Source organism: Burkholderia sp. 3C, from assembly GCF_054589155.1.
Map to the genome: position 1 here is coordinate 214,453 of NZ_BAAILN010000155.1, position 11,630 is coordinate 226,082.

Sequence of the window (11,630 nt, forward strand, 5' to 3'; positions counted from 1 at the left end):
CCGCCGACGCACACGCCGCCGCCTGGCAAGCCAGCGCAGCGCAAGCCGCCGAGCATCAACAGCGCATCTGCACCGCGCTCGAACACGCGGCCGGCGAGATCGCCACGCAGGGCGAAGCGCGCGCCAGCGGCACCATCACCGAAATCGCCCGCGCCGCCGAAGCGAACGCCACCGCCTGGCAAGCCGCCTCGACACAAGCCGCCGAGCGCCAGCAAGCGATCTGCGACGCGCTCGCGCAAGCCGCCACCGCCATCGCCGCGCAAACCGAAACCCACGCCCGCGACACCTTCGCCGAAATCTCGCGCCTCGTCGAAGCAGCCGCCGAAGCGCCGCGCGCCGCCGCCGACGTGGTCGCGGAGCTGCGTCAGAAGCTGTCCGAGAGCATGGTGCAGGACACCGCGATGCTCGAGGAACGCGGCCGCCTGCTCTCGACCGTCGCCACCCTGCTCGACGCCGTCAGCCACGCCAGCAACGAGCAACGCGGCGCGATCGATGCGCTGGTATCCACCTCGTCCGACCTGCTCGACCGTGTCGGCACGCGCTTCGACCGGCAGGTCGAGACGGGCGCGCAGGCGCTTGAAGGGGTATCCGCGCAAGTCACGGGCAGCGCCGTCGAAATGGCCAGCCTGGCCGAGGCGTTCGGTCAGGCCGTGGCCGGCTTCGGCGAATCGAACGACAAGCTGATGGCGCAACTGCAGCGCATCGAAGGCGCGCTCGACAAATCGCTTGCGCGCAGCGACGAGCAACTGGCCTACTACGTCGCGCAGGCCAAGGACGTGATCGACCTGAGCCTGATGTCGCAGCAGCAGATCGTCGAAAACCTGCAACGCCTTGACGGAGCCAAGCCGGCATGAACGACGATATCGACGGCGGCCTCGACGCGGGCGTGCCCGTCTGGGCCGCGTTCGGCGACCTGATGGCGGCGCTGCTCGGCGCGTTCGTGCTGATTCTGGTGGGCGTGATCGGCATGCAGCTCGAAGCGTCGTCGCGGCTGGCCGACGAGGTCAAGCAGCGGCAGGTGGAAACGCAGCGCCGCAAGACGCTCGAACAGGCGCTGGCCGGCCCGCTCGCGGCCGGCCGCGTGACGCTGGTGGACGGCCGCATCGGGATCGCGGGCAACGTGCTGTTCGCCGTGAATTCGGATCAATTGCAGCCGGCCGGCCGCGACCTGCTGCGCAGCCTCGCCGGGCCGCTGACCGCCTACCTGCATGATCGCGACCAGATCCTGATGGTCAGCGGCTTCGCCGACGACCAGCAGGTGCGCGCCGGCAACCACCGCTTCGCCGACAACTGGGAGCTGTCCGCCGAGCGCGCGCTGACCGTCACGCGCGCGTTCATCGATGCGGGCGTGCCCGCGCCGTCGGTGTTCGCGGCGGCGTTCGGTTCGGAGCAGCCGGTCGGCTCCAATGCGGATGAAACGGGCCGCGCCAAGAACCGCCGCGTCGAGATCGCGGCGGTGCCGCGCCCGACCAGTTCGGTGACCGCCACGGCGGCAAGCGCCACCTCCGCCGCCGTGGCGCACTGACATGCGCCACGCTTCCGACGACCTGCCGCAAGACGCCGCCCGCGCCCGCCTCGACGCCTGGCGAGCCGATGGTTGCGACCGCATCGATCCGCTGCGCTTCGGCCTGATCGATGCGCTGCATCGCCGCGCCAACGCGCACAGCGGTGCAGCGCGGCGCGTGATCGACACACGCCTGCACGCGCTGCTGGAAGACTACGCGGCACGCATCGAACAGGCACGCGGCGCGGCGTCGAACCAAGCGCCCGCCGCCCCGCTGCCCAGCCCGTTCGCCGCGCTCAGTCTCGACAAGGTCCGCACGGCCCGCAGCGCGCCGCCCGCCGCCGTGCTCGATTATTTCCGCGAGCTCTGGTCGAAACTGAGCGCCGACCGCCAGGTGCAGGTCTCGCTCGACAGCGTGCCGAAGAACGCCGGCCCGCTCAATTCGAGCAGCCTCGTGCACCGCGCGCTGCTGCAGATGCGCGACATCTCGCCGGACTACCTGCGTCACTTCCTCGGCTACGCGGAAACACTGTCCTGGCTCGACGATCTGCAACGTGGCGATCCGGCCACGACCGCCGCCAAGGAAGCACCGCGCGCCGCTGCGGCGAAGAAGCCGAAACGCGGCACGCGCACCGCGCGCTGAAGCCGACCCGGCCTCGAGCGCCGGCTAGGCGCAACGCGGCAAATCCGTGCCACACTGGCGGCCGCGTTCGCCACTCTCCCCGCCCTCGCCATGCCCGACCTGCGCAACCTGACCTTCGAGCACCTGCTCAACTACATCGCCGTGGTGGAAACCGGCTCGTTCACGCGGGCGGCCGAGCGGCGCGGCATCGGCAAGACCTCCGTCAGCGAGAGCATCCAGCGCCTCGAACAGCAGTTGCAGGCCAGCCTGATCGTGCGCACCACCCGGCGCGTGAGCGTGACCGAAGCCGGCGAGGCGTTCTTCGAAACGTGCCGGGAAATCGTGCGGCTCGCCGACGAGGCCGTGTCGATCGCCAGCCCGTCGCCGGACGACCTGAGCGGCACGTTGCGGGTGGCGTCGTCCGTCGAGTACAGCGCGATCGTGCTCGCACCGGTGCTGGCCCGGCTGCGGCTGGCACACCCCAGGCTGCGCGTCGCCATGGTGTCGGCCGACCGCTTGATCGACCTGATCGAGGAAGGCGTGGACGTGGCGATTCGCTTGGGGGAACTGAACGATTCGAGCCATCGCGCGGTGGCCATCGGCCATTACACGAAGTGGCTCGTCGCCAGCCCCGGGTTCGTCGCGAGCCATGCGCTCCCCGACGACCTGCGCGACGCCGCCGAACTGCCGTTCGTGGCGCTGTCGGTGCTGCATCATCCCGCGCGCTTCACGATGCACCGCCACGGCAGCGCCACCGACACCTGCGAGATCGCGTTCTCCGCCGGCCTGCAGGCCGATACCGCCTACGCGTGCCGCTCGGCCGTGAGCGAAGGCGCGGGCCTCGCCGTGCTGCCCGATTTTTCGGTGCGAGCCGACCTGGCCGCTGGCCGGCTCGTGCGCCTGTACCCGGAATGGGCCACCGTGCGCTCGGCGATCCACGCGCTGCTGCCGCCCGGCAAGCACACCGCGCCGAAGGTCCGCGCGCTGATCGACTTGCTCAAGGCCGATCAGGCCTGATTCGCCGGGCCTGCTCGATCTTTCGTATCGGGCAGATGCCCGTGGCGCAGCAGGATCACGGCGGGCTCGTCGGCGAATGGCGCGTGCTCCGCACCCGGATGCAGGCGCAGCCAGGTGCCGGCCGGATGATGTCGCTCGCCGTCGCGCAGCACCCCGCTCAACACGAACATTTCCTCCCCGCTCGGATGCGCATGCGCGCGGGTGCGCGCCTGCGGCTGCCATGCCACGAGGCTGACATGATGACGGCCGCCCGCGAGCGGCGCGATGCGCATGTGCGGGTTGATGCCGCCGTGCCAGACCCGCCCCGCCGATGGTTGCAGCAAGGGTTGGCACAACGTATCGCATGCCTGACGATAGAGCAGCACGCGCGCGCCGCCCTCGCCCGCTCGCACCACCGTGGCGTGACAACGCGTCAGGAAATCGCCCGTGGCGAGACGCTGGCCATCGGCATTCACTTCGCCCTGCAAAACAAAAAGATCGTGGCGCAGCCCGGCATCGAGCGTATGCATCGCGCCGGGGCCGAGATCGAGCACGCCGCTCCAGCACGGCGCGTCGGCGTCGCTCAGAGGCGTGATCGCGAACGGTGCATGCGGCGCGGCCGAGAGGTCGATCCAGGCGTGTTCGATCAGTGAAATGGACATGGGTGTCGCTCCCTGCGGTGCATCGGTTCGAGACATCGGCAACCGGACGGTTGCCTGCCGGGGCCAGTGTGCGCAATCGCGGCGCGGGCAGGAAGCCGGCCGGGCCGCGCAACAGAATCCGGGCGAACCGTACAATCTCGCGCGCATTGTCCGGCCCGGACGGATTCTGTTTCGGCGCGGGCTCCGTTTATCGCGGGCGGCCTGACCCGGACAATGAATCCCGTCCATTCGATCCAGGAGCCTGCTCATGACGCCGTCCGCCGCCTTGCCCGCCCAACACAAACCGGCTTCGTCGGCCCGGGCCACCGGCGCCGTCGCGTTCACGATCCTGTCGTGGGCTTCGGCCTTCCCGTTCATCCGGATCGGGCTGCACGGCCTCGCGCCGATGCAGCTTGCCGCCGCGCGCTTCGCCACGGCCGCCGTGCTCGTTATCGTGTGGCTTTGCTACCGGCGCCCGACCCGGCCGTCGCTGCGCGACGCCGGATGGTTTCTTGTGTCCGGCTTTCTCGGCATCGCCAGTTACAACGCACTGCTGAACACCGCCGAGTTGACCGTCGCGCCTGGCGCGGCCGCGTTCATCATGAGCACCTCGCCGATCTTCACGGCGATTCTCGCCACGCTGTTCCTGCGCGAGAAATTCAACCGCTGGGGATGGATCGGCTCGCTGTTCAGCTTCGCCGGCATCGGCGTGATCGCCTGGGGGCAGCCGGGCGGCCTCGTGCCGGGCAGCGGCGCGACGCTGATCCTGGTGGCCGCGCTGGCATCGGCCGGCTACTTCGTGTTGCAGCGGCGCCTGATTCCCGTCTACGGCGCGCTGCCGAGCACCGCCTACACGCTGCTGGCCGGCGCGCTGCTGCTGTCGCCGTGGCTGCCCGGCGCGATCGGCTCGCTGGCCGCGCCGGCTGCGTCGCCGGGCACGCTGGGCGCGGTGCTGGTGCTGGGGGTGTTTCCGGCGGCGCTCGGGTATGCGAGCTGGACGGTGGGGCTGGGGTATTTCGGGGCGGCTCGGGCGTCGAGCTTTCTTTACCTGGTGCCGGCCGCGGCGACGGTGCTGTCGATGGGGATGACGGGGGAACGACCGGGGGTGGCGACGTTGGTAGGGGGTGGGATGGCGATTTTGGGGGTGGCTTTCGTGGCTTGGCGGGGGCGGGGGTGAGGAGCCGGGCCATAACCCGGCAATCAAGACCTGGCGGACTGTTCCGAAAACGCGTCAGTCAGTCTTTCTCTTCAATACAGAATAGAGACTGCTGTAATCGTCCGTCCAGGGCTTGAATCCGTCCGGCAACTCGATCTGTTTCGCATTCCCCAGGAATTGATTCCGCGAGAAGTTATCCGCCCGATCTGAAACGAGCACCCAAATCGATTTCAACTCGCCCTTCCCGCCATCCGAGTCGCCCACTTCGGATTTCACGACCCTCGCCTCCTTTCCGTAGAACGCCGCATTGAGCTTGACGATCGGAGCGAGGTCCAAATAATGGTTCGTCACATGCACGGCCAGCATGCCACCGGGCTTGAGGTTGTGAAAATAAATGCCGAATGCCTCCCGGGTCAGCAGGTGAACAGGAATCGCGTCGCCTGAAAAGGCATCGACCGCCAGCAGATCGAACTGCTGAGGGCGTTCCTGCGCCAACGTCTGACGCGCATCGCCTGATGCGATGGAAACATGCGCTGGGGAGTCCGAAAGAAAGCTGAATTCCGAACGTGCAATGCGAATGTCGAGCGGATTGATTTCATAGAATCGGTAATCGTCACCCGCACGGCCGTAGGCCGCCAGCGTGCCGGCCCCCAGCCCAATCACGCCCACGTGTTGAGCTTGCGCTGTCCGGTTGGCGAGGATCGCCATGCCAACGCCGGAATGTTCGCCGTAATAGGTCGTCGGCCAGGCTCGGCGGTCGGCCGCCAAATACTGCTCGCCATGAACGATCAACCCGTTGGACAGCACGCGTTTGGCCTGCTCACCGGTGCCATGATCACTGACGGCCAGCGTTCCATAAAAATTCCGGACAGAAAGCCTGGTGCTTGCGAGTCTCAAAACCGTGCCGTAATACAGGCTCGCAATCAGGATGGCGACCACCACGGTCATGGTCGCCAGCCCCAACCAAGCCACCGGTCCAGCCGATTTGCTCGGCCCTCTCGTCATGCCTCGAAAGGTGACGATCAGCGCGAAGACGGCCATCGCGCCCATTCCCAGGGGCAACTCGTGATCGCCATTGAAAAAACTCGGCGCGATGAATACCGCGAACACGCCCCCCATCGCACCGCCAACCGACAGCGCAAGGTAGAACGACGTCAGATAGCGTGGATGCGGCTTTAGCCTGGCGAGTTCTCCGTGAGCAATCATGCAGCCGAAAAATAGCCCCGCGCTAAACAGGACGATTGGCAGGAACAGCGAGTCCCGAGATAGAAAGCCGAGAAACCCTGCCGTCATTCCGACCAATGCGAGAATCAGAAGAAAGACGCAGAGGCTTCGCCGGTACCACATCCGCCCTTCAAAGCACAAGATGAAACTCAACAGGTAAAGCCCAAGCGGCAACACCCATAAAAGCGGAATGGGCGCCACGTTGCGAGTCAGATAGCTGGTGACCGCCATTAGCAGCACCGAGGGGCATACGGCCATCAGGGTCCAGATTGCCAACATCCTGGCGCGAGGCCGCTCGACCGCATCATCCGCCGATGGCGTCGGCGCTTGTTGTTCCGTACGCGAAGCCCTGAGTGCCAGGGTTCCGCACACCAGCGTGAACACGACATAGGAGGCGGACCACCCTATCGTTTGAAGATGCAGCGGCAACCACGGCTCGAAAACGATCGGATAACTGAGCAAGCCCAGCATCGATCCGACGTTCGAAAGCGCAAACAGGCGGTAAGGCACCACACGAACCTTCTCTCGGCCGAACCACGCCTGCACCAACGGCCCCGTTGTCGACAGCATGAAATACGGCAAGCCGATACTCATGGTCAGCAGGCCGACTATGGTCAAGGCGGGATTGCCGTTCGCCGCCGTTATCCCGTGCATGACCGGCTTGATCGGCAACAGCGCCAGGCTCACGACAAGCAGCAGGACATGCACGAGCACTTGCCGCCTGGCAGTCAGGAAACGGATCGTCAGATGCGAATACAGATAGCCCAAGACGAGCAGCACCTGAAAGAAAAGCAGGCAGGTGCTCCATACGGCCGCCGATCCGCCGAACCCGGGGAGGATGATTTTTCCGATCAGGGGTTCTACTTGAAATAATAGAAAGGCACTCAGCGTGATGGTGCAGGCGTACAGAAAGGTAATCATCTTCTAACGTATTTTTATCGAATCCGTTTCGCTTTCTACCGGAACCTTTCGACAATTTCGATATTGTGAGCTACGTCGATCGTGCGGAATGTCCGCCATTCTGCACAGAAACATTCATACGGTATACCGCGCGATGAATTGAACGTTGAATCCTCTGGAAGCGAGGCGGGCGGCGCGTGGGTGGGTGTGGTCTGACGGATTGTCAGGGAATGAAACGACAGGAAAATGACCTGCAGCGACAATTTCGAAAGGAGCAGCCGAGCGCTCCGGGCCGGACGCAGCCCAAAAAACCGCCGCAAATAAAAAAAGACCCGGTCATCGACCGGGTCCAAGAGAGCTGCGCCGTTTCGATGGATGGCTGCCGTAGTCCAACTGGCCATCCCTCTCCGCTAACACGACTCCCACCGTTACAGTGCGTACATCGCGGCCGATTATGGGCTGCCGATGCTTAAGCCACACTTAAAAAGCGCCCGCGCCCCCGCCGAACACCGCCTCACGCCCCAACCCACCCCGTATCGGACATTCGACCGATACCGCCAGGCCGCCCCACACGCGATCCTGATGCCATCGACGGCACGTTGCCGCGCAAACATCGGCGCCCTCGCAGCATCGGGCGCCGACCGCGAGACTATCTTGAACATCACAACGATTCATCCCGGCTGGGTCCGCGCGTTCCACTGGATCAACGCCGTATCGGTCGTGCTCATGTGCATGAGCGGCTGGCAGGTGTACAACGCGTCGCCCCTCTTCAGCGCCATCCACTTCCCCGCCACCATCACGCTGGGCGGCTGGCTCGGCGGCGCGCTGCAATGGCATTTCGCGGTGATGTGGCTGCTGGTGGCCAACTTCGCGGCGTATCTGGTGCTGGGCACGTTGACCGGGCGGCTGCGCCGCATGCTGTTTCCGCTGAACCCGCGCGCGGTCGCCACCGACCTGCTGGCCGCCCTGCGCGGCAAGCTCGGCCACGCCGACCTGCGCCGCTACAACGCGGTGCAGAAGCTCGCCTATCTGCTCGTGATCGCCGATATCGCGCTCGTGATCCTGTCGGGCCTGACGATCTGGAAGCCGGTTCAGTTTCCGCTGCTGCGAACGCTGATGGGCGGCTACGACACGGCGCGCATCGTTCATTTCGTGGCGATGAGCGGGCTGGCGGCATTCTTCGTCATCCATATCGTCATGGTCGCGCTGGTGCCGCGCTCGCTGCTGACGATGATCCGGGGCCGCTGATGATGCGCACGAAAGGCACGACACCACCGGCGCCCGCGCTCGACGCGGACTCCATCGTCAAGGACGCACGCAACGAATTGACGTCGGAATCGCGACGCCTGTTCGGCAAGCGAATCCTGAGCCTCGGCGGCCTCGCTCTGCTGACGGGCTGCAACCCGACCGACGGCGCGTCAATCGAAGCGATGCTGCGCAAGGTGTCCACGCTCAACGACCGGGCGCAGGCGCTGCTGTTCGACCCGGGCAAGCTCGCGCCGACCTACCCCGATTCGATGATCACGCGGCCGTTCCCGTTCAACGCGTTCTACGACATCGATCAGGTGCCCGACGTGGATGCGGCCAGCTACCGGCTCGAACTGACGGGCCTGGTGAAAGGCCAGCGCAACTGGACGCTGCGCGAGCTGAACGCGCTGCCGCAACACAGCCAGGTCACGCGCCATATCTGCATCGAAGGCTGGAGCGCGATCGGCAAATGGGGCGGCGTGCGCTTCGCCGATTTCCTGCTGCTGGCCGGTGCGGACACCACGGCGAAATACGTGGCGCTGCACTGTGCCGACAACTACTGGACCAGCATCGACATGCCCACGGCGCTGCATCCGCAAACGCAGCTCACGCTGTCCTACGACGGCCAGGTACTGCCGCCCAAGTACGGATTCCCGATGAAATTGCGGATGCCGACCAAGCTCGGCTACAAGAACGCGAAACACATCGTCGGCATCACGATCACCAATGAATTTCCCGGCGGTTACTGGGAAAACCAGGGCTACAACTGGTTCGGCGGGTCCTGACACGCCCGCCGCCAGCCTTTTCAATCGCATTACCCTCGGAGTCCTTATGTCCTTTCGTCTCAAGCTGGCCACGTCCGTCATCGCCCTCACGCTGGCCGGCGGCGCGTTCGCGCAAACCCCGGCCGCCAAGCCGCAACGGATTCGCGGCGACGTCGTCTCGCTCGCCGACAACACGCTGACCGTGCATCGCCGCAGCGGCGACACGGTCGTGCTCAAGATGAGCGACGCCTCGCATGTGAACGCCGTCAAGGCGATCCAGCTTTCCGACATCAAGCCGGGCTCCTACGTGGGCGCGGCCTCGGTGCCTGGCCCGGACGGCAAGCTCGTCGCCAAGGAAGTGCTGGTGTTCCCCGAAGCCGCGCGCGGCACGGGCGAGGGCCATTACGCGTGGGATCTCGGTGCGAACAGCTCGATGACCAACGCGAACGTGGATACCGTCGTGCAAGGCACCAGCGGGCGCGACCTGAAGCTGTCGTACAAGGGCGGCAACAACACCGTGACGGTGCCGGCCACCGCGCCGGTCGTCACGCTGATCCCCGCCACGCGCGCCGACCTGACCGCCGGCAAGAAGGTGTTCGTGGTGGCCACGCCGGCCAAGAGCGGCGACGGCTACGACGCGCAATTCGTGGTGGTCGAAAAGGATGGCGTCGCGCCGCCGATGTAATGGCCTTGGGCAACCGCACGCATTGTCATGCGGTTGCCATCTTCCCTACCTCGACACCGAACCAGAGGAAACCGCCTTGGCGCTTTCGCGGACCACGATCGAACAACGCCTCGCACTCATCGAGGACAAGCTCGCGATCTACGACCTGATCGCCGCTCATCCGTTGAGCGCCGACACGGGCTACGGCCCGTTCTTCTCGACGCTCTATACGGAGGACGCCGTATTCGATCGCGGCACGGCCGCGCCGGGTGCAAGCGGCCGCGACAAGCTGATCAAACTGGTCGAGAGCGAGGCGCATGAAGCCGCGCTCTCGGGCGGCCTCGCGCATTTCGGCAACCTGCCTCGCATCGAACTGGACGGCGACACGGCGGTCGTCACGTCGTATCTGATGCTGGTGCGCTTCAATCGCAGCGGCGCGGAAACCACGCTGCCGAACCACGGCCTGTCGCGCGGTCACGAAATTTTCCGCGTGCTGGTCAATCGCTGGGAAGCGGTGCGCACCGAAGCCGGATGGCGGATTCGATCGCGCCAATTGTTCCCGATGGACGGCACGCCGCCCGCGCGCAAGCTGCTCTATGAAACCGTGTCGCGCTGACGATTCGTCAGCGCTTCCAAGCTTCGCTTAAGCCGACTGTGTGCATAGTGGGTACCTGAATGAAAGGAATTTCACGAGAGGTACCCATGACCCTGCGCCTGTTGCTGTCCGCCTTTGCCATCTTGTTTGCGCTCGGCGCGAGTTCGCTGTTGACCGTCGCGCCCGGTGCGCCGCTGCATGCCACGCTCGCCTCGTCCGATTCGCCGGCCGCACCCTGGCTGCCGCCGCGTCGCGACGCCAACGACACGCCTTGAGCGATACCAGCCTCACCCACTCACTGCCTTAAGCTTGCCTTCAGCTTCGGTTTCGTACGATCGCGAATACCCTGCGGCGCGCCCACGATGTTCCGATCCAGCGCCGCCAATGCAAGCGAATCGAAGGCATGTCACAGACTCCCTCCCCCCGCCGCACCGCCACGCTCCCGCCGCACGCCGGCATTCTGAAAACCCTGTTCCTGCAAGCGCCGTCGTATGACGGCTTCGACGGCGGCGCCGGCTCGCGTTATCAGGCCAGGCGCGAAATCCGCTCGTTCTGGTATCCGACCTGGCTCGCGCAGCCCGCCGCGCTGGTGCCCGGCAGCCGCGTGCTCGACGCGCCGGCCGACGGGCTGTCGGTGGAAGACACGCTGAAGATCGCCGCCGAATACGATCTCGTCATCATCCACACCAGCACGCCGTCGTTTCCCACCGACGCGACCTTCGCGCAGGACCTCAAGCAGCGCAAGCCGTCGGTGCTGGTGGGCATGGTCGGCGCCAAGGTGGCCGTCGATCCGCACAACTCGCTGACAGCCTCGGACGCGATCGATTTCGTCTGCCGCGAGGAGTTCGACTACACGTGCCGCGACGTGGCCGACCGCAAGCCGTTCGCCGAAATACTCGGCCTCAGCTATCGCGCCGCCGACGGCTCGATCGAGCACAACGGCCCGCGCCCGATGATCGAGGAAATGGACGAGCTGCCATTCGTCGCGCCCGTCTACAAGCGCGACCTGAAAATCGGCAACTATTTCATCGGATACCTGAATTACCCGTACGTCTCGATCTACACGGGCCGCGGCTGCCGCTCGAAATGCACGTTCTGCCTGTGGCCGCAAACGGTGGGCGGCCACCGCTACCGCGTGCGCTCGGTCGAGAACGTGCTGGCCGAAGTGAAGTGGATTCGCGACAACATGCCCGAAGTGAAGGAGATCATGTTCGACGACGATACCTTCACCGACTTCAAGCCGCGCGTGGAGGAAATCGCCCGCGGCCTCGGCAAGCTCGGCGTGACGTGGTCGTGCAACGCGAAGGCCAACGTGC

General features: G+C 65.7%; 12 protein-coding genes and 1 pseudogene. 11 read left to right on the forward strand and 2 right to left on the reverse strand.

All coding sequences use genetic code 11. The features are described from left to right. The 4 genes and pseudogenes from ACYP33_RS33450 to ACYP33_RS33465 all read left to right on the forward strand — a co-directional run. A pseudogene (locus ACYP33_RS33450) lies at nt 1-854 on the forward strand (DUF802 domain-containing protein); the annotation flags it as partial. After that, nucleotides 851-1,525 (forward strand): OmpA family protein, encoded by a 675-nt coding sequence (locus ACYP33_RS33455; protein WP_414441747.1) that lies wholly within the window; start codon nt 851-853, stop codon nt 1,523-1,525. The pseudogene ACYP33_RS33450 and the gene ACYP33_RS33455, both read left to right, overlap by 4 nt. Nucleotide 1,526: 1 nt before the next feature. After that, the gene (locus ACYP33_RS33460; RefSeq protein ID WP_459625402.1) at nt 1,527-2,147 is read left to right on the forward strand and encodes a DUF2894 domain-containing protein; all 621 of its coding nucleotides are present in this window, start codon (nt 1,527-1,529) and stop codon (nt 2,145-2,147) included. A gap of 90 nt (nt 2,148-2,237) precedes the next feature. After that, nucleotides 2,238-3,143 carry a LysR family transcriptional regulator gene (locus ACYP33_RS33465; RefSeq protein WP_459625403.1) on the forward strand — a complete coding sequence of 302 codons (906 nt, stop codon included), beginning with the start codon at nt 2,238-2,240 and terminating at the stop codon, nt 3,141-3,143. Here the strand turns inward: ACYP33_RS33465 and ACYP33_RS33470 are convergent. Then, a complete protein-coding gene (locus ACYP33_RS33470; RefSeq protein ID WP_459625404.1) occupies nt 3,134-3,784 on the reverse strand; it encodes a cupin domain-containing protein in 651 nt (216 codons plus the stop codon). The genes ACYP33_RS33465 and ACYP33_RS33470 overlap by 10 nt on opposite strands. Nucleotides 3,785-4,031: 247 nt before the next feature. Here ACYP33_RS33470 and ACYP33_RS33475 point away from each other — a divergent pair, with 247 nt between their 5' ends. After that, nucleotides 4,032-4,940 carry a DMT family transporter gene (locus ACYP33_RS33475; RefSeq protein ID WP_459625405.1) on the forward strand — a complete coding sequence of 303 codons (909 nt, stop codon included), beginning with the start codon at nt 4,032-4,034 and terminating at the stop codon, nt 4,938-4,940. A 54-nt stretch (nt 4,941-4,994) separates the two neighbouring features. On the opposite strand, the gene ACYP33_RS33480 is transcribed toward ACYP33_RS33475, so the two are convergent. After that, nucleotides 4,995-7,064, reverse strand: a complete 2,070-nt coding sequence (locus tag ACYP33_RS33480; protein WP_459625406.1) for a fused MFS/spermidine synthase — start codon at nt 7,062-7,064, stop codon at nt 4,995-4,997. A 633-nt stretch (nt 7,065-7,697) separates the two neighbouring features. On the opposite strand from ACYP33_RS33480, the gene ACYP33_RS33485 reads away from it, so the two are divergent. The 6 genes from ACYP33_RS33485 to ACYP33_RS33510 all read left to right on the forward strand — a co-directional run. Further along, the gene (locus ACYP33_RS33485) at nt 7,698-8,291 is read left to right on the forward strand and encodes a cytochrome b/b6 domain-containing protein (protein ID WP_459625407.1); all 594 of its coding nucleotides are present in this window, start codon (nt 7,698-7,700) and stop codon (nt 8,289-8,291) included. Beyond that, nucleotides 8,291-9,076, forward strand: a complete 786-nt coding sequence (locus ACYP33_RS33490) for a molybdopterin-dependent oxidoreductase (protein ID WP_459625408.1) — start codon at nt 8,291-8,293, stop codon at nt 9,074-9,076. Before ACYP33_RS33485 ends, ACYP33_RS33490 begins: the two co-directional genes overlap by 1 nt. A 46-nt stretch (nt 9,077-9,122) precedes the next feature. Beyond that, a complete protein-coding gene (locus tag ACYP33_RS33495) occupies nt 9,123-9,740 on the forward strand; it encodes a hypothetical protein (RefSeq protein WP_414447792.1) in 618 nt (205 codons plus the stop codon). A 76-nt stretch (nt 9,741-9,816) separates the two neighbouring features. Continuing rightward, nucleotides 9,817-10,335 (forward strand): nuclear transport factor 2 family protein, encoded by a 519-nt coding sequence (locus ACYP33_RS33500; protein ID WP_459625409.1) that lies wholly within the window; start codon nt 9,817-9,819, stop codon nt 10,333-10,335. An 86-nt stretch (nt 10,336-10,421) separates the two neighbouring features. After that, nucleotides 10,422-10,589, forward strand: coding sequence for a hypothetical protein (locus tag ACYP33_RS33505; RefSeq protein WP_459625410.1), 168 nt, complete (start codon nt 10,422-10,424; stop codon nt 10,587-10,589). 185 nt (nt 10,590-10,774) lie between these two features. Further along, nucleotides 10,775-11,630 (forward strand): radical SAM protein (locus ACYP33_RS33510; protein WP_459625485.1); only part of this gene is annotated, 856 nt, incomplete at its 3' end.